Origin of the sequence: Nitrospira sp. MA-1 (assembly GCA_032139905.1) — a bacterium.
Lineage (GTDB): Bacteria > Nitrospirota > Nitrospiria > Nitrospirales > UBA8639 > Nitrospira_E.
Genome location: JAQJDB010000007.1, coordinates 1,094,257 through 1,111,830, shown reverse-complemented (window position 1 = coordinate 1,111,830; position 17,574 = coordinate 1,094,257). Strand labels below are relative to the sequence as shown.

The 17,574-nt window shown below is 52.3% G+C and carries 17 protein-coding genes and 2 riboswitches; all 17 genes read right to left on the bottom strand.

What is annotated here, in order from left to right; all coding sequences use genetic code 11:
- Positions 1-26: 26 nt before the first annotated feature.
- Positions 27-1,160: a threonine-phosphate decarboxylase CobD gene (gene cobD / locus PJI16_17820; GenBank protein ID MDT3779424.1), complete on the bottom strand. Its 1,134-nt coding sequence runs from the start codon at positions 1,158-1,160 to the stop codon at positions 27-29.
- Positions 1,154-2,110, bottom strand: coding sequence for an adenosylcobinamide-phosphate synthase CbiB (gene cbiB / locus PJI16_17815; protein ID MDT3779423.1), 957 nt, complete (start codon positions 2,108-2,110; stop codon positions 1,154-1,156). Before cbiB ends, cobD begins: the two co-directional genes overlap by 7 nt.
- Positions 2,111-2,112: 2 nt before the next feature.
- Entirely contained in the window at positions 2,113-2,319 is a 207-nt protein-coding gene (locus PJI16_17810) for a cysteine-rich CWC family protein (GenBank protein MDT3779422.1), read from the bottom strand.
- Between the two features lie 37 nt (positions 2,320-2,356).
- Entirely contained in the window at positions 2,357-3,133 is a 777-nt protein-coding gene (gene cobS, locus PJI16_17805) for an adenosylcobinamide-GDP ribazoletransferase (protein ID MDT3779421.1), read from the bottom strand.
- The gene (gene cobT, locus PJI16_17800) at positions 3,130-4,218 is read right to left on the bottom strand and encodes a nicotinate-nucleotide--dimethylbenzimidazole phosphoribosyltransferase (GenBank protein MDT3779420.1); all 1,089 of its coding nucleotides are present in this window, start codon (positions 4,216-4,218) and stop codon (positions 3,130-3,132) included. Before cobT ends, cobS begins: the two co-directional genes overlap by 4 nt.
- A 3-nt stretch (positions 4,219-4,221) precedes the next feature.
- The gene (cobU, locus tag PJI16_17795; GenBank protein ID MDT3779419.1) at positions 4,222-4,839 is read right to left on the bottom strand and encodes a bifunctional adenosylcobinamide kinase/adenosylcobinamide-phosphate guanylyltransferase; all 618 of its coding nucleotides are present in this window, start codon (positions 4,837-4,839) and stop codon (positions 4,222-4,224) included.
- Between the two features lie 79 nt (positions 4,840-4,918).
- The gene (locus tag PJI16_17790; GenBank protein MDT3779418.1) at positions 4,919-5,518 is read right to left on the bottom strand and encodes a cob(I)yrinic acid a,c-diamide adenosyltransferase; all 600 of its coding nucleotides are present in this window, start codon (positions 5,516-5,518) and stop codon (positions 4,919-4,921) included.
- Positions 5,519-5,627: 109 nt separating this feature from the next.
- A complete protein-coding gene (locus tag PJI16_17785) occupies positions 5,628-6,308 on the bottom strand; it encodes an adenosylcobinamide amidohydrolase (GenBank protein ID MDT3779417.1) in 681 nt (226 codons plus the stop codon).
- Positions 6,309-6,346: 38 nt separating this feature from the next.
- Positions 6,347-7,066, bottom strand: a complete 720-nt coding sequence (gene bluB, locus PJI16_17780; GenBank protein ID MDT3779416.1) for a 5,6-dimethylbenzimidazole synthase — start codon at positions 7,064-7,066, stop codon at positions 6,347-6,349.
- Positions 7,063-7,659, bottom strand: a complete 597-nt coding sequence (gene cobO, locus PJI16_17775; GenBank protein ID MDT3779415.1) for a cob(I)yrinic acid a,c-diamide adenosyltransferase — start codon at positions 7,657-7,659, stop codon at positions 7,063-7,065. Before cobO ends, bluB begins: the two co-directional genes overlap by 4 nt.
- Positions 7,656-9,053, bottom strand: a complete 1,398-nt coding sequence (locus PJI16_17770) for a cobyrinate a,c-diamide synthase (protein MDT3779414.1) — start codon at positions 9,051-9,053, stop codon at positions 7,656-7,658. Before PJI16_17770 ends, cobO begins: the two co-directional genes overlap by 4 nt.
- Positions 9,050-11,077 (bottom strand): TonB-dependent receptor, encoded by a 2,028-nt coding sequence (locus PJI16_17765; GenBank protein MDT3779413.1) that lies wholly within the window; start codon positions 11,075-11,077, stop codon positions 9,050-9,052. The genes PJI16_17770 and PJI16_17765 overlap by 4 nt, the downstream gene beginning before the upstream one ends.
- A gap of 29 nt (positions 11,078-11,106) precedes the next feature.
- A riboswitch (cobalamin riboswitch) is annotated at positions 11,107-11,300 on the bottom strand.
- Between the two features lie 53 nt (positions 11,301-11,353).
- Positions 11,354-12,184, bottom strand: a complete 831-nt coding sequence (locus PJI16_17760; protein MDT3779412.1) for an ABC transporter ATP-binding protein — start codon at positions 12,182-12,184, stop codon at positions 11,354-11,356.
- Entirely contained in the window at positions 12,181-13,326 is a 1,146-nt protein-coding gene (locus tag PJI16_17755; GenBank protein MDT3779411.1) for an iron ABC transporter permease, read from the bottom strand. The genes PJI16_17760 and PJI16_17755 overlap by 4 nt, the downstream gene beginning before the upstream one ends.
- 117 nt (positions 13,327-13,443) lie before the next feature.
- The gene (locus PJI16_17750) at positions 13,444-14,493 is read right to left on the bottom strand and encodes a cobalamin-binding protein (GenBank protein MDT3779410.1); all 1,050 of its coding nucleotides are present in this window, start codon (positions 14,491-14,493) and stop codon (positions 13,444-13,446) included.
- Positions 14,494-14,543: 50 nt separating this feature from the next.
- A riboswitch (cobalamin riboswitch) is annotated at positions 14,544-14,682 on the bottom strand.
- 251 nt (positions 14,683-14,933) lie between these two features.
- Entirely contained in the window at positions 14,934-15,860 is a 927-nt protein-coding gene (locus PJI16_17745; protein ID MDT3779409.1) for a YihY/virulence factor BrkB family protein, read from the bottom strand.
- Positions 15,861-15,945: 85 nt separating this feature from the next.
- Positions 15,946-17,490, bottom strand: coding sequence for a cobyric acid synthase (locus PJI16_17740; GenBank protein MDT3779408.1), 1,545 nt, complete (start codon positions 17,488-17,490; stop codon positions 15,946-15,948).
- Between the last annotated feature and the right edge of the window lie 84 nt (positions 17,491-17,574).

The window sequence follows — 17,574 nt, the reverse complement described above, 5'->3', positions numbered from 1 at the left end:
TCAGCCTGATCTTCCGTCTACCGTTCCTAATCCCATCCCTCCCGCAAGGCCTTTTTTAGGGCATGAATCACCCTATTATTATCACGTGGGTGACGGATGGCAAGCCGAAGTGCCGGCTGAGTCATTCCAGAGAATGTCTGACAATCCCGAACCAGAATCCCTTGTCGGGCCAGTCGTGCAACAAGGCCGGCGGTCACACATGTCGAAGGTAACTCCACCATCACAAAATTCGCGGAGGTGGGAATGACCCGCAACCCCGAGACTGCCCGCAATTGTCTTATAAAACGTGGTCGTTCCTGGCGCATAAATTTTACACTCCGTTGCCGATACCGGACATCACCTACCGCCGCGACACCCGCCACCTGCGCAAAATGGCTGACCGACCACGGAGGGAGTAGCCGACGTATTCTGGCAACCGTCTCCGGCGCCCCCACCAGGTACCCAAGGCGAATTCCCGGCATTCCATAAAATTTCGTAAAGCTTCTGAGAATGAGCAATCGTCTGGCGGTCGAAATCTCCTTGATGAGGGAATACGAAGGGCAAAAATCGATAAAGGCCTCGTCAACTACCATCCAAAGCCCGGCTTCTTCAATTTTCCGATACAGCGTTCGAAGGGATCGGGCCGTCACGACTCTTCCCGTCGGACTATTCGGATTACAAACAAACACGGCCGTATGCGATTCTCCATCCTTGCACGCGGCCTTCTGAGAACTAAAGCAAATCGCGTCCACGAGAAGCGAAAGCTCTTCCATAGGAGGAGCATACTGTTCGCCGGAGGTGGCCAGGACATGCGTACAACGCGCACCTGCTAAATAAAGAGATTCCTCATACTCCATAAACGTAGGAGCTGCCACATATCCATGCCGAAGGGATAAAGCCAGAGGTAAATTCCGAATCAATTCGGACGACCCGTTACCCAACGCAATCGAGTCCGATGAGATTCCATGCTCTTTGGCCAGTCGTTTACGCAACCCTTCAGCGGAAGGATCGGGATAATGCCCGCAGGCGGGTATGGCTTGCTGCATAGCCCTCAACACGGAAGCGGGTGGACCCAAGGGATTAATACTGGCACTAAAATCCATAAAGGAATCCACGGATCGTCGGAACGCCTTCGCGACCTGATGAACCCGCCCTCCATGCACAACCGGCTGCGTCACCACATCACCCAACCCATGATCCCCAAAAACAATAGCCCATAGGCCATCCCCATGACTTGTAACGCGACAGGAATAAGTGCCATTGAACAGGTCGTGATCCGATCACCCAATCTGGCCCTCGCTTCCCGCACCCCACCATACACATTACCCCCACCGAGTTGGACTCCAAGAGCACCAGCCATGGCCGCTTCGGGCCACCCACTATTCGGACTGGGGTGATCCCGAGCATCCCGCCAACAGATTTTCCAGGCTGAAATACCGGTACCCAATCGAATCGCCGCAGCTATACTCATCGCCACCGCCGTAAGCCGAGCCGGAACCCAATTGACAAGATCATCAGCTCGCGCCGATGCCCAGCCAAAGTCACGATAGCGATCATTACGATAGCCAACCATCGAGTCCAACGTACTGATGGCTTTATAGGCCATGGCACAGGCAGGTCCGCCCAACGCGAGATAGATCAGCGGCGCCACGATGCCATCGGAGGTATTTTCAGATACGGATTCTACTGTCGCCCGAACAATTTCTTCTTCTGAAAGGTCAACCGTGTCACGCCCTACCAACCGGCCGACCTCAACCCGAGCCGATACGAGTGACCCCGTTTTCAATTCCCGATGGACCCGCATGGCATGACCCCACAAATCCCGGCCGGCAAGAGTGGTAGAGCCCAGCAGCACCCATATCACCATGCCAAATTGTTCATGCACCAGTTCAGCCCATACCAGGATACCCTTGGTTACAAAAAAGGCTCCAAGGGGAAGCCCCACGGCCAATCCCATCCCGGCCAATTTTTTTGCCCATGTGCTCGAAATTCGCTCTAACGTCAGGCGTTCATATCTTTGAATGATGACCCCCATCAGACGGACAGGGTGAGGCAACCAGCGGGGATCGCCTATCATCAGATCAACGACGCACACCGCAAGAAATTTGAACCCCGTCAGGTCATCCGCCACCGTTAGCCCGGGAGTTTTGATACGGAAGGGTCAGACGTGTTTCCGGTCAATTCTGCAAGGCAAGTCGGGCAAACGCAGTCATCATAACGTTTCGCGATGCTGTCATATTGGGCGTCACTCACGGGAACATCCTTACACCAGCATCGTGAGAGTCCGCACTCAAAGGCCCGACCGCAACGTTCACACTGTTTAGGATAGGTTCGTGTCATACGGAATCGGCCTCCCGTTTATGAATTGTCCTGTTCATTATTTCCCAAACTCTGAAAACACGAGGAGGACCGGACCTAAAATTAGAAAGAGCACTTCAACCCCCTCATTCATTGCTCCCAACACATCTCCCGTGATCCCGCCAAACTTCCTGGACATCCACCAGACGACCAATCGAACCACCAGGCACACAACAATCAGCAGCATAGCCGCAGTGACCGCGTCAAACATTGCCCACACCCCCAACCCCACAACCATTGTGGCCATCAGAACATCCCGCCGCATCACTGTCCGGATAAACTGCGCAGCCAACCCTTCTGATCGGGGATAGACAACACCCCAGCAACCGATCACCATCGCCCATCGCCCAATAGCCGGCATACAGAACAATATGCCCTCTCGAATTCCTGCTGGCAGGGCCAGAAGTCCGGCATAGCGAAGCCCAAGAATTAGTATCAAGCCTGTGGCCCCAAGCGCACCTATTCGAGAATCCCGGAGAATCATGAGCCGATGTTCGTGATCCCTTCCCCCGGATAGGGCATCAATCGTATCAGCCCAACCATCAAGATGGAGACCTCCTGTGACCAGCACGTAGAGAGTCAGCATCACCATATTCAACACGACGGGCGGAAAGAGGCTCGCCAAGAATCGATCGATTATGACAAGGCTCGCGCCAAGCAGAAATCCGACAAGAGGAAACCAGCGAAGGGAGGCTCCGAACGTCACTGAAGGAATCTTCGACCCCGAACCTCCTGGAAGAGGAATGATTGTCAGCAGTTGCCACGCCAAAGAAAACGACGCCCATAGACTCCTCATGCCAATTCCGGGAACGGTCGTACGGCCTCATCCACACCCGCGCTTTCGAATGTGGCCATTTGCGTCAAACAGGCCAAACTCGATTGAAGCAATCCGATAGCCAAACAGGCTCCCGTGCCTTCCCCGAGCCGCAGATCCAAATCCAACAGGGGATGAAACCCTAATGCATGCATAATCAAACGATGCCCGGGTTCCGCAGAGACATGGGAAGGAATCATATAGGCCTGACAATGAGGCTCCAGGGCAACGGCCAACAATGCAGCGACCCCGGTAATAAACCCGTCCAGAACCACGGGCACCCGACATGCCGCCGCACCCACAAGAATCCCCACCAATCCGCCGATTTCAAATCCCCCAACCTTCGCCAGCACATCCAAAGGATCGTGAGCATCGGGTGTATTTCGTTGGATGCCCCGCTCAATCACCTGAATTTTTTTCGCCAATTGCGAAGGATCCACTCCTGTGCCTTTCCCGGTCACGTCGGCCACAGAATGGCGGGTCATCACCGCAGTAATGGCACTGCTGACAGTGGTATTCCCAATGCCCATTTCTCCGACTCCAATTAATCGAATCCCGTCAGCGTGCGCTTCCTGGACAAGACGAATGCCATCTTCCACACTTTGAACGGCTTGTTCCCGACTCATGGCAGGGCCTTCACAAAAATTTCTGGTCCCCAATCCGATCTTTCTCACCCACAACCCGGATGGGGCACCCATGTCCTCTTGAACGCCCATATCCACGATGCGAACCTTTGCTCCAATCTGGCGGGCCAAAACATTGATCGCTGCCCCGCCTTGTAAAAAGTTTTTGACCATTTGTGCCGTGACCGATGAGGGATAGGCGCTCACACCTTCTCTTGCCACCCCATGATCCGCAGCCAGGACAAACACCATGGCCTCCGGATTTTTTACGGGAAGCGACTGGGTTATCGAGACGTACTGGGTTCCTAAGGACTCTAGCCGACCAAGGCTGCCCTGAGGTTTCGTTAGACGATCCCATGACAACTGAGCGCGACGCACACCGGCATCTGAGACCAGTTGAATCGCCGAAAGAGTTTCCTGAATGAACGGAGAAGAATGGCTCATCGGTTACTTCAGTCTGAGAGGCAGGCCACTCACCAAAAAATAGACTTCATCAGCTTCAGCCGCGACCAGTTGATTCATCCGGCCCGCCACATCTCGAAATGACCGGCTGATCGCATCCCCGGGCACCAAGCCGAGACCTAACTCATTACTAACCACAACAACCTGACCGCGACAGGCCCGAGCGGACCGAAGGAATGCCCTGACATGTGTCGGGACTTGCGAAGGTCGCACCTTATCTCGCAAGAGATTATTCAGCCACAGCGTTAAACAATCAACGACAATACTGGGATAGCTCGACCCTTCTTCGGCCAGCCATTCGGAAATCCTGGTAGGAATTTCAATGGTCTCCCACCCGCGGCCCCGCGACCGCTGATGCTTCTGTATGCGACCCGCCATTTCCCGATCGAACGGTTCTCCTGTTGCGACGAATGCCCGTGGGGATTTTGCTTTGCCCTGTTGTAACGCAAACGTACTTTTTCCCGATCGTGCTCCCCCAAGGACAAATATCAGGTTAGAGGCGTCTGTGGCCTTTTTCTTTGTCGCATGAAGACCAGAATCCTTTGACAGTGGAGAAAGACCCTCCCTGAAGGGACGCAGATGAGATTGACGAATAGACCCCATAGAATTGTTCTTACTAAACTCAACCCATTGGACCATCACAGCATGGTTTCTGAAAACGTATTACAAAAATAGAACCCTGCTAGCTCTTTGGTAAAATTGGCTGTTCTCTCTCCCACAGGAATTCTGCTTCTCCCTGTTTGTTCGTCACCCACCGGGCAAACACAAATAACGCATCACTAAGCCGATTGAGAAAAACAACCAATTCGCGCTCGATCGGTTCTTCCCTCGACAGCGTGACACACAACCGTTCGGCACGACGACAAATGGTACGGGCGACATGCAGCAACGCGGCGAGTTCTCCCCCACCGGGCAAAATAAATTCTTTCAAGGGCGCCAGATCCTTTTGGCACTCATCAATAAGATGTTCCAAGTGGGCCACATCTTCCGGAGTCACGGTTGGCATATTCGGGAAGGATTCTCCCGGAGCTGTAGCGAGAATACCACCCAAATCAAATAATTTATTTTGCGTCCACTTCAAAATCTTTCCCATATCCTCAGAAACCTCAGCACTCGTTCCGGCCTGTCCATTCGACACACGAGCCAAGCCAAGCATGGAATTTAATTCGTCCACCGTGCCATAGGCTTCCACCCGAACGGAATCTTTCCAGACTTCCTGTCCTCCAGCCAATCGGGTTTTCCCCGCATCACCTGTACGGGTATACACTTTGGATATCCGCATTGTCTAAATCTCCAGAAAAAAGTTGAATAATCCGTTTGGTCTTCAGTTGTCCAGGGACTAAGAGAATATTGCCACCATCGTATCGTTAATCATCAAACCAGCTCAAGGCTTAAGACCTCCTGTATTGCGTAATGCCTTGTGCCACCGATGCATACACAGCCCGGCCCATCATTTCCCCAAGAACCGTGTGAAGACCACAATGATCTTCTTTAATTTCACCGCTGGCCCCTACCACAAGACAATCGGTCCCGGTTAAATCGGCCGGACGATCGGACTTGCGACTGGTGACACCGTTATCTCGAAACGCGGCAGCTTTGGCCGAGGAAGCGATATGTACCGCTTGAATACGTCCGGCAATAGTCGGAAGAGCATTGGTCGCCATCACCACATTCACGGTTCCGACCGAATCGCATCGATAACCCAGCTCAACATCGGCATCGTCTAAAACGGAGCGGGCATTGGATAGTCCGACAGTCACGAGCACATGCACCCAGGCACCTGATGAATTCAGAAAACAGTCGGTAAACGCACTCACGTTCGCAGCCGTCATTAATCCGATGGTCTCTTCGGGAATGAGAGAATGTGCTTTGAACAGAACCCCAAAATCCTCCGCCAGGGTGGCCGAAGTAGAGGATCCGTGAAGGCCCACCTGGACATTCGCGACCGCGGAGACGTAAGCGTCCCCACCATTCCAAGGCGCCCAACTCAGACAATTAAAATTCCCCGGAAACCGGACAATCAGACAGTGATATTGTAGATCGATCTGAAGTGGAGAGGGCACCGTCTTCACCAACTTTTCCTCCAAATTCTCTGGTTACGGCAGAAGCCTTATTGAGATGTGGGGTCGGGGCCGGAAGAATCGGATTCATCGCGACTGCGCTTTCCCCATTTCTCATAATGCACGAGTTCCTCAAGTGGCAATCGTTTGCGCCATCCTGCTTTTTCAAGATCCGGTTGATGAGCAAAACCGGACACATAGCCGACACACAAATAGGCAATAATACAAACCGTTTGAGGAATGTCTAAGACTCTTTTTAAAGAATCATAATTCAGAATTGACACCCAACCCACCCCGATACCTTCGGCTCGTGCCGAAAGCCAGAGGTTTTGAATCGCGCAGCACGTACTATACAAATCCGTCTCGGGAACGGTCGCACGACCGAGGACTGACGGGCCACCACGATCACGAGTGCAGGTCACACAGATATTGATAGGGGCTTCTTGAATCCCTTCAAGCTTCAGCCCTCGATACCGACTTGATTCCTCTCCCTTATACTGCAAGGCTGCCGCATCATTGGCTTGCACAAAAAGGTTTTTCACCGCATGCTTGGTGTCCGAATCCTGAATGATCAAAAAATCCCAAGGCTGCATATAGCCAACGGATCCAGCGTGATGCGCGGCCAACAGGATTCGACGAAGGGTTTCTTCTGGAATCTGATCGGGAAGGAAATTTTTGCGGACATCTCGTCGTTCAAATATCGCACGATAGACGGCCTCACGCTCTTCAGCGGAAAAGGCCCCCACGCTTTGAGAGATACTCTGTTTCAAAATTCGACTCCTTTTTGAGCCTTGATGCCTTTGCGAAAGGGATGCTTAATCATTTTCATTTCCGAAACCAGGTCAGCGGCTTCAATGAGCTCCGGTTTCGCACCCCGCCCGGTAATGACCACATGAAGTCCGGAAGGACGTTGATCCACCGCCTTCAGCACCTGTTCAAGCGAGACATATTCATGATGGATCGCGATATTCAGTTCATCCAGAATGACCATGCCAAAGGATGGATCTTGAAGAAGCTTTTCTACTTCTGTCCACGCATCTTGAGCTACCTGTGCATCCCGTTCACGATCCTGGGTTTCCCAGGTATACCCTTCACCCATTCGAAGAAAGACCACCTGGCTGCCGAAGCTTTTCAAGATGCGCTCTTCTGCCGTATCAATGGCCCCTTTGATAAATTGCACAACTGCCACGTTCATACCATGTCCGAGACATCTGATGGCCATGCCCAATGCTGCCGTGGTTTTGCCTTTGCCTGCACCGGTGTGGACCATTAATAGACCTTTTTCTTCCTGTGCCGCGGCAATTCGTTGATCCACACTGGCTTTTAACCGCTCCATGCGAGCCTGATGACTTTGATCGCTCATCGCCTACCCTTTCTCATCCCCGCTTCACCCCTTGCCGCTTCGACCAAAGCCGCAGGGACATGAGGGTGACTGGAAAAATGCAAATGTGTATACAGAGCGATGACATTCCCTACTGTAATGCCATCCCCTCCCCGGTCCCGTCCTTGCGCATCCGTGAGATGCCCGAGATATTCCAGATTTCCTTTGGGTGAAAGCGTCGAATAATGGAACTCATGCCCACGAATCCGCACTCCCTCGTCCCCGATAGGTCCTCCGCGAGTCACAGCCAACTCACGATACCCCAAAGTCATCGTTGTCCGGCTCATCGCCGTTTCAGCCGGGATCACCCCCGCCATGTCGTACTCGGTTCCATCAAAATCTCTGAGAGTGTTGGCCAGATACATCAATCCGCCACATTCCGCATAGACCACTCCACCCCTTGCCGCAAAAGCCTGAATGGACTGACGCATAGTGCTGTTCCGTTGTAACACCTCGGCGTAGATCTCCGGATATCCTCCTCCCAGATACACCAGATCCACATCGGGAAGTGACGAATCCTTCATGGGAGAAAACCGGACCAACTCTCCACCCGCCTTTTCAAGAAGTTGGAGATTTTCTGGATAGTAAAAACAAAAAGCCGGATCAAACGCCACTGCGATTCTTACCGCTTGATTCACCGGACTGGAAGCCTTAGCCGGCATGCCAGAATTCGTGACGAGCATTTCAGGACTGGCCTGAGCTAACTGTTCAACGCGATCCAAATCGATTGTTGCGGATGCCAGTTGACCGAGCTTGGCATACAATTCAGTCCCCGAACCCTCCAAAGCCGTCCGTAATCCCAAATGCCGGTCAGGAATAGTCACCTCCGAATCAGTAGCGAGGTAGCCTACAACCGGAATACGGGTTTCCTGTTCGACCGCCTCCTTTAATAACAGGTAATGGCCTTCACTATTAACCCGGTTAAAAATCACACCGGCGACATTCAACGAAGGGTCGAATTGTGCATAGCCATAGACCATCGCGGCTGCCGAACGGGCCATGGCACTCCCATCCACGACCAGGAGGATCGGCGCGTTCAGTTGGTGCGCCAATTCAGCCGTGCTCCCCGTTTCTTTGACCGGGGAACTTCCATCAAAGAGACCCATCATGCCTTCAATAATCGAGAGGTCGGCACCGTGAGCCGCTTCTTGAAAAATCGTTCGGTTCAATACCGCCCCGAGCATCCACCCATCAAGGTTCCGGGATTCCCTGCCACTGGCCAACTGATGATGCCCCGGATCCAGAAAATCCGGCCCGACTTTAAACGGTTGAATCGTGCGACCCTGGGCGCGAAACGCGGACAGTAACGCTAGCGTCACCGTCGTTTTGCCGACTCCACTATGCGTGCCCGCAATGACGAGCCTCGGAAAACTCATGATTTTTCACTCGCGCTGGAGGTCTTTGATACCGGTAGGTCAAACGTCACTCGAATGCCACCGAACACCGATCGCACCGGCGTGCCAAAATACAGCACTTCTTCATAATGCCGGTTCAGAATATTATCCACGCGGACATACCCCTGCAGGGAGGACGTAATGTCATACGAAGCCGAGAAATTGATGAGATAAAAATCCGGGAGTGGCTGTTGATCGCCGGTCGTGTTAAACCGAGAACCCACATAGCGGAACGTGGTGGTCATACTCAAAGGAGCAATGGGTTGATAGGTCAACACAACACTCCCCTGATGAACCGGCCAGCGCGGCAGCCGGGACCCTGTCTCCAGGTCCCTCGTGATCGTATAGGTATACTGCCCCTGAAGATCCAGCAACTTCATATATGGAAGCCCTTCAGCCAGGACGAGCTTAGCGCTCCCCTCCCACCCCTGACTTTTCGCCGACCCGATGTTCTGTGCACAAAACCCAAAAGGTGAGAAAGGCGCACAGCCTGCAGGGTCAAACGCCGTGACAATAAGTTGGCGATAGCGGTTCCAGAAATATCCTGCACTCAAGGTAACGCGCTTGTCCCAAAACGTTTGATCGATCCCAATATCGAAGCTCTGACTTTTTTCCGGCTTGAGATTCGGGTTCCCAAAATTCGGGAAAAATAGTTCATTAATCGATGGAGCTCGAAATCCGGTGGCATAACTGGTCCGAAGTTTCGTGCCGGTTTCTTTGAGCAGATACGCCCCCGTTACACGATAGGTCGTCGCATCGCCAAATGTATTATAGGAATCCTGTCGGAATCCCCCGGTGGCAAAAAACCGGTCAAACAAATTCAATTGGAGCTGTGCAAATCCGGCATTGCTTGAAAGCGTTTTTTCAGAAAAGGTGCCTTTATTTTCTCCAATTTGTTCTCTGTATTGATAACCAACGGTCAAAAGGAGAGGCTTCCCGATTTTAAAATTACTCTGCCATTCAATCCGATTACTTTTGGTTCGAATATCTGAATTGCCAAACGCTCCAGGTGTACTCTCCAGCCCTGTGGTAATGCTACGTTGGTTATCCCCGGCCTGAGTGATTAACCTTTCCTGGGCATGGGCGAAGGTAACCTTCTGATCCCACCAGTCAGTAATCGGTTGATGATAACTCCCGCTATAAATAAATTGTTCATTCGCGGATTTCGCTTTGAACACATCGAAAGGACCGCCGAATGTACTGGGACTATCGAGATCGATGTCGTTATTGATCCAGCGGAACGCCAATTCCAACCGCCCGTCCCACGGCCCCTTCACCCCTAACAACGAAGACGCCTGCCAATTGCGAAACGCATCCCGTTCAGTTGCCCCACGCCGGTAATTGACCGAAGAAAATTTGGTCATATCCCAACGCGTTAAGGTGGCAGAAAAGTCGACCGGTCCCATTTGTCCGGCAAAACTCCCTCCTTCTCGAATCGAATTATAGGACCCATACTCTGAAAAGATTCTGGCAACCGGCTCACCCGTACCGCGCTTGGTTCGAATGTCGACCACCCCACCGGCAGCATCAGAACCCCACAGCATGCTCTGCGCCCCACGCAGGACGGTCACGGATTCGATATTGTCCGTGGTCACGGTACCAAAATTAAACTCCCCGAGTGTCGCACTGTTCACAATGGCACCATCAATCAGTACTAACGTTTGAGCCGAACTCCCTCCGCGAATCCTCACGGTATTATTCGTCCCTGGCCCACCAGAGGAAAACGTCGACACACCTTGGCTCAAACTGATGGCATCCACAAGGGTTCGACTGTGCCGACGCTGCATGCTCTCTTCTGTTATGACTTCCACTGCGCTCGTGACTTGACTAAGAGGAACGGGTGTTTTCGTAGCCGTCACCACCATAGGCTCAAACTCCACGATAGGTTCGGAATCTTGAGGATCTGCTGCCGCAACCATGATTGGAAAGAATAGAGATATGACGATCAATCCAAAAATTCGAAAACATACGACGAGAAAACATGAACGCAAAATTCCTGAAAACATGATCCACCTCCCTTTCGCACGAAGGGGTTTTATGGAAGAGACTGATTGTCGGGTATCCTGACTTGCGGATCTTCGCGTTTCTGCGCCTTCTCATGGACACCAGGTCCACAATGGATTCTTGCAGAATTACTCCCCGCTTACAGTGGCGGCACCGTGCTGGATTTACACCAGCTTCCCCGTCACAACCGTCGATTTCCCTCTAAATAACCCTACTCCTTTGTTAAATGGTTAATACCGATACCCACACACCTCAAGACACTTCATGGCTTGACTCCCTCACACCGGCAACGACACTCGGGGTAACCCGGATTGAGGATGACCATCTACCAGAACCGGGCACCCGTACACCGATTCCAACAGGTCAGGACGCAGAACTTCTAAAGGAGATCCAACCTCCACAATCCGTCCATGGTGTAACAACATCAGGCGATCACAGTATTGACTGGCCAGATTCAAATCATGAGACACCAGAATCACCGTAAGGCCACGCTCCCTATTCAGCCGCCGAAGAATTCGCGCAATATCCAACTGATGGTGCAAATCTAAAAAAGCGGTTGGTTCATCCAAGAGCAATATCTGTGGCTCCTGAGTAAGGGCACGGGCAATCACTGCCCGCTGACGTTCCCCTCCTGACACATCCGTAACCAGCCTGGACCCCAGGCGAGTGACATCCAGGTCTTCCATCGCCTGATGCGCGATTCGCCAGTCGTCGGAATCCTCCCAATGCCAGCCACCCCAACCCCGATGATGAGGAAATCGTCCCATCAGCACCATTTCTGCGATGGTAAAGGGGAAAATCTGCATGGTCTCTTGAGGAACCAACGCCACGCGCCTGGCCACATCAGCCTGCGACAGGAGTGAAAAGGAATTTCCGAACAACTCAATGGTGCCGGACCCCTGACGCAGGACACGGGCCAGAAGCTTAAGTAAGGTACTTTTGCCGGATCCATTCGGACCAAGAATGCCAAGAATCTTCCCCGAATCAATCGTGCAAGTGAGGTTTTTCAGCACCGACTCGGATGTGTCGCGGGAAGACGTGGCATAGCGAAACGTCACATCTCGAAGCCCATAGGCCGGCACGGCAATAACAGGATCCGAATCCATCATCTCATCCCCACCCGCATATTCCGATTCATCAGCAGAAACAAAAATACGGGTCCCCCCACCAACGCCGTGACCACACCCACAGGAAATTCAGCGGGACTTAAGACGGTTCGTGCTACCGTATCCGCCAACATCAGAAAGATGCCTCCCACAAATCCGGCAACCGGGAGTAAGAGTCGATGATCTGCACACAAGACCAGGCGGACGGCATGCGGCACGATCAGGCCGACAAATCCGATGATTCCGCTAAAACTCACGACCGCCCCCGTCAACAGTGCTGACGCGACAAACACCAATTGTTTAACCCGCTCAACTTCAACCCCCAACGATCGGGCCGTTTCTTCGCCAAGGGTCAAGAGATTTAATGACTGGGCTTGTGTCCCCAACACAATCAAACCCACCCCTAAATACAGAGCCAGAACGCCAAGCGTGTGGAAATCCGGGCCGGTTAACGATCCCATCAACCAGGCATACATCCCGAACGCCCGATTGGGATCAGCCACACTGGTCAGGAACATAATGAACGCGGAAAAAATCGCATTCAACACCACACCGGCTAATAACAGGGTGTAGATCGAAAAACCAGTGCCAGCCGATGAAATACGATACATAATCAACAAAGACAGAAGGGCTCCCGCAAAGGCACACACGGGCAAGGCCGACACACTCCAAACGGAAATCCCCACGCCAAACAAGATAGCAATGGCGGCGCCTAGCGCCGCGCCGCTGGAAATGCCGATGATAAACGGATCAGCCAGGGGATTGCGCAACAAGGCCTGGAGCGCGACCCCAACCATGGCCAAACTCCCGCCAACGAAAAATGCCAATATCAGCCGGGGCAACCGCACCTGAAGCAGAATGACTGATGCCGGATCCATCCCAATCGTCACGGGCTCTCTTCCCATCAATGCCCCAAGCAGAATGGACCAGATCCTGGAGACAGCAATGGACTCGGTCCCAAATCCAAGACATGCCCACAGAGCTGCTACCGCCAACATGATCGATATGCCCACCCACACACACCACCGACGGATCGTGAGTGTCGGCAAAGAGGGAACCGGCATTGGCATAGTGGGAGGAGAATGTACCCATTCCGTCGAACCTGTTGTCGATGGGGAAATGGTCAGTGGCGGAACTTTTGCCATGGGGTCCACAAACAAGGTTTATTTTTTAAATTCAGTGAGCACAATAGTGAAATGTTCCGGATCCGACCGGAAAGGTATATCCCATTCCCGGATCTCGATGATTCTTCACAAGATCACTCAATTGGGAAGGTTATCCTGACTCACTTCCGGATGCAGAATTTTCACCAAATGCTTCAGCCCTTCAAGAATCCGTGGACCGGGACGATTGAGAAGATCGCTATCAACTTGAACCAGCTTGCCGTGTTGCACCGCTGCCAATGTCGTCCACCGTTTCCATGAATCCTGTTCCACCTGAGAAATCCCTTCCTGTCGCCCCACCGGAAACAACAGAATATCAGGATTTTGTCGTAAGACTTCTTCCATGGTCAGACGCGGATAAGGCGCCACAGCGTGCTCAGCAGCATTTCTGCCACCCGCCAACTCAATCAGTCGATGAATAAAACTCCCGGGCCCGACCGTAATCAGTGGTGAGGAATTCAAAATATACAATAATGTGGGGCGAGGCAGATCCACCAACCGGCTCGACAAACTGGCGAGTTGTTTTCGCATAAGGGCCGCTTGGGCATTCGCTTCTTCAGAATGACCGACCATCCGCCCCAACAACTGAATGTGCGCAAGAATGTCTTCCACCGTATGCGCCTCAAGGATAAAGATAGGAATCTTTAATTGTTCCAATTTGGTGATGAGGTCGGCACGCAGGAAAGACCTTGGAGCCAACACCAATTGCGGTTGAAGTCCCAGAATCGTCTCAAGATTAGGGGTGGCATATCCTACCTTCGGCTTAGCCAATGCTTCGGGAGGGAAATCGCAAAATTCGGTGACCCCGACAATTTCCTCATTCAATCCGATGGCAAAAAGAATTTCGGTCACACTGGGAGCCAATGAAACAATGCGCGTAGGGGGATTGGCCAGATAGAGTTTCCGTCCAAGATCGTCCACAAAGGTGCGGGGAGCCACATTAGCCATGAAGGGCATGCCGGTCAAAATACCCTGTTGGCGCCGTTTCATCATCTCTCCGTCAAAGGCCAAAACCATCACGCCAGGAAATCCGCATGGGAAGATCACCCACCAAGCCACGATTCCGCAGATCACCTGGCGAACGCAACTGCTCAAAATAAAAAATCCCCAAGGCTTACTCAACCTTGAGGATTGCACCCGATTCTTCATCCTCACCACTTCCCCAGCCCACGAGGGAACATTGGTCTTGGAAGGAATGAGGTATTCTGGCTCCTGAGTAAATAACCTACTTTCCGCGCCTTCCCATCCGAATATTACAATCAAATCCGGACAGTGGCTCTTGCGGGGTTCGTCCTCAGTTACAGCGGCGGGACCACGCGGGAATTTCACCCGCTTCCCATCATTCTTTCCGTGTGTGTTTTTGAAGAATGTAGGAGGGACGTGGCCGCTTTGTCAAGAAATGGCTTTTCAGTGATTGTTGGCCGGCATAGGATTGCCTATTCTAAAAGATCCCTCCCCCAACCGGCCTTCGCAACCCACCCACACCACAAACGAAGCTCCTCAGCTCATGCGGTATCAGGACATTCCCTTGTGAAATTGGCAACGGAGACGCGGCACAGGTTTCATGCAAAAATGCACAGATTCACCATTCACACTTCTGACGAATCAGATCCATCCATGATGTGAGGACGTTTGAGAATGAAATTCAGCTCTCCTCCTAGCAAAAGAGTCAACCCGCCCACATACAGCCACATCATCAGGATAATCACTCCCGTAATGGGTCCATAGACTGCGTTGTAATTGATGAAATTCTCCACATAAAATTTAAGCCCCAGGGAAAGAATAATCCAGAGAAACACGGCAAGCACGGATCCCGGCTTGACCCACTGCCATGCATGATCACTGTTCGGCGCCCAATAATAGACCAGGTTAATAGCCATCAGCATGAAAAGAACGATGACCGGCCACTGCAACAGGGGCCAGGCAATCGTCGCCCACCACTCCAACCCGGTCAACTCTGTAACCCATTGGCTCACCTCTTCACCCGCTAAGATCAAGATTAACGAGGTGATGAAAAAGACCGCAGCCCCTATTGTCAGCAACACCGCCGTCAGGCCGGCTTTCCAAAGCGGGCGAGTTTCTTTCACCCCGTAGACAGCATTGAGTGTATTAATAATCGCCATCATGCCCCAGGAAGCCGCCCAAAGAGAACCAAGGAGACTCAAAGAAAACAATCCCCCCCCACTTCCCTGGATCATCTGATCAACATAGCGCTCAACAAGGATCAAGGATTCAGCGGGAAGAATTTCCCTGGCGTAGGGCATAACATTAGGCACGACCACCTGTCTGGGCAACATACCAATGAGCGCCGTCACTCCCAACATGGCGGGAAATAAGGCCAATAAAAAATAGAACCCGAGCTGCGCAGCCCGCCCAAAGACATCGTCCTCGCATGAGGCGGCCCACACCTCCTTGGCCAATGCCCACCATTCCCGTGGCCGTCTGGACCAGGCGGATTTATGATCGCCCATCCCCGGCTCCGCAGTATTCCATAAAAACTTCTGATCGTCCCTCATCCCTTTTTCTTACACCCCCTCATATATGATCAAAACATGGCAGGCTCCTGGAAAATTCGAGGCCTCTTCATTTCAATTTTTGGTTTCAGTCTGGGACGGAACCACCTAATCCCAATGTCGAGAAAATACGATCCACATCAAGGTGGGTTTTTAGATGGTCAGCCCAACGATCCAATGCCTGCGACATTCGCTGGGAAACCTTCGCTGATATTTCCAAATCAAGCGGCGCGAGGTCTTTACGGATTCGCATTCGATTTAACCATCGACGGCGAAATTCCGGTTGATCAAAAACCCCATGAATGTAAGTCCCCCAAACACGCCCGTCCGGACTCATCGCCCCGTCCAATCGTACGTCTTCCTTTTCCAAGGAAAATTTCTCCTGGTTAGGAGAAATGCCAAAGCAGGATGGAATGTCGTTCGCACCCCTCGTGGCCCCCATATGAATTTCATACCCCTCAACCGGACATTCATGCCCCCAGGACTCCGGTAAGGAGCAGGCACGGACTTGCACCGTTTTCTTGTGAGCAAGCAATTCCGTCTCGACTTCCAGTAACCCGAATCCTTTCGACGAGCCACCCGTTTCAACATGCTGTGGATCCGTGATCTCTTTCCCTAGCATCTGGAATCCACCACATACACCCATAAGCTCGCTCCCACGTTGGACATGTGTCTTAAGCGCTTCTTCGAATCCAACCTTCCGGAGATACTCCAAATCGGCAATCGTCGTTTTACTTCCCGGCAGAACAATAGCATCCGCCCCCTGAAGTTCCCGGGGTGAAGTCACATAGCGAAGCGCCACATCCGGTTCCGCAGCCAGTCGATTGAAATCCGTAAAGTTACTCATATGTGGCAGCAACACGACGGCGATATTGACGGTATCGTCTTCAAAAAGCGTCTTACGGAATCGATCAATATCCACGCTGTCCTCCTGATCCAATTCCAGATTCCGCAAATACGGTAATACGCCGAACACCGGGACTCCCGTGTGTTTTTCTATAAATGTGACACCATCTTCAAACAACGTCAGATCCCCCCGAAACTTATTAATGACGACCCCGATCACCCGCTGCCGTTCTTCCGGGGCTAACAAATTCATGGTCCCGATGACCTGCGCAAACACGCCACCCCGATCAATATCGGCCACCAACACCACCGCCGCATCAGCCATCTCGACCATCGGCCAATTCACAATATCACGATCCCGCAAATTCATTTCTGCGGCACTCCCTGCCCCTTCCAACACCATCACATCATACTGCTTGCATAGCCGGTCATAACTCGCCCTCACAAATTCAATCAGCTCCGATTTTCGATCAAAATAATCCCGGGCATTCTGACTTCGCCATACTTTTCCTTGAACAATCACTTGAGATTTGGCGTCGGCTTCCGGCTTCAACAAAATCGGATTCATGTCCACATGCGGAGCCAACCCGCAGGCTTGAGCCTGAAGCACTTGGGCTCGCCCCATCTCTCCTCCATCCGGCGTGACATAGGAATTCAACGACATGTTCTGTGCTTTAAAGGGCGCCACCCTGACTCCCGCCCGATGTAACAGCCGACACAAGCCTGCCGTGACCAGACTTTTTCCCACATCAGAGCCCGTCCCCAATATCGCTAATGCCGGTTTCATGCCTATTGTCTCCTTCGAAATAGCTGTATATCTTGCCCCACACGTGTGCGACATTGCCTGGAACGATGACCTACGCTCAGGACA

Excerpts from the sequence above, each read along its gene's own strand:
- PJI16_17810 (MDT3779422.1), bottom strand. The coding sequence starts at position 2,319 with ATGACACGAACCTATCCTAAACAGTGTGAACGTTGCGGTCGGGCCTTT.
- cobS (MDT3779421.1), bottom strand. The coding sequence starts at position 3,133 with ATGAGGAGTCTATGGGCGTCGTTTTCTTTGGCGTGGCAACTGCTGACA.
- cobT (MDT3779420.1), bottom strand. The coding sequence starts at position 4,218 with ATGAGCCATTCTTCTCCGTTCATTCAGGAAACTCTTTCGGCGATTCAA.
- cobU (MDT3779419.1), bottom strand. The coding sequence starts at position 4,839 with ATGGGGTCTATTCGTCAATCTCATCTGCGTCCCTTCAGGGAGGGTCTT.
- PJI16_17790 (MDT3779418.1), bottom strand. The coding sequence starts at position 5,518 with ATGCGGATATCCAAAGTGTATACCCGTACAGGTGATGCGGGGAAAACC.
- cobO (MDT3779415.1), bottom strand. The coding sequence starts at position 7,659 with ATGAGCGATCAAAGTCATCAGGCTCGCATGGAGCGGTTAAAAGCCAGT.
- PJI16_17770 (MDT3779414.1), bottom strand. The coding sequence starts at position 9,053 with ATGAGTTTTCCGAGGCTCGTCATTGCGGGCACGCATAGTGGAGTCGGC.
- PJI16_17765 (MDT3779413.1), bottom strand. The coding sequence starts at position 11,077 with ATGTTTTCAGGAATTTTGCGTTCATGTTTTCTCGTCGTATGTTTTCGA.
- PJI16_17760 (MDT3779412.1), bottom strand. The coding sequence starts at position 12,184 with ATGATGGATTCGGATCCTGTTATTGCCGTGCCGGCCTATGGGCTTCGA.
- PJI16_17755 (MDT3779411.1), bottom strand. The coding sequence starts at position 13,326 with ATGGCAAAAGTTCCGCCACTGACCATTTCCCCATCGACAACAGGTTCG.
- PJI16_17750 (MDT3779410.1), bottom strand. The coding sequence starts at position 14,493 with ATGAAGAATCGGGTGCAATCCTCAAGGTTGAGTAAGCCTTGGGGATTT.
- PJI16_17745 (MDT3779409.1), bottom strand. The coding sequence starts at position 15,860 with ATGAGGGACGATCAGAAGTTTTTATGGAATACTGCGGAGCCGGGGATG.
- PJI16_17740 (MDT3779408.1), bottom strand. The coding sequence starts at position 17,490 with ATGAAACCGGCATTAGCGATATTGGGGACGGGCTCTGATGTGGGAAAA.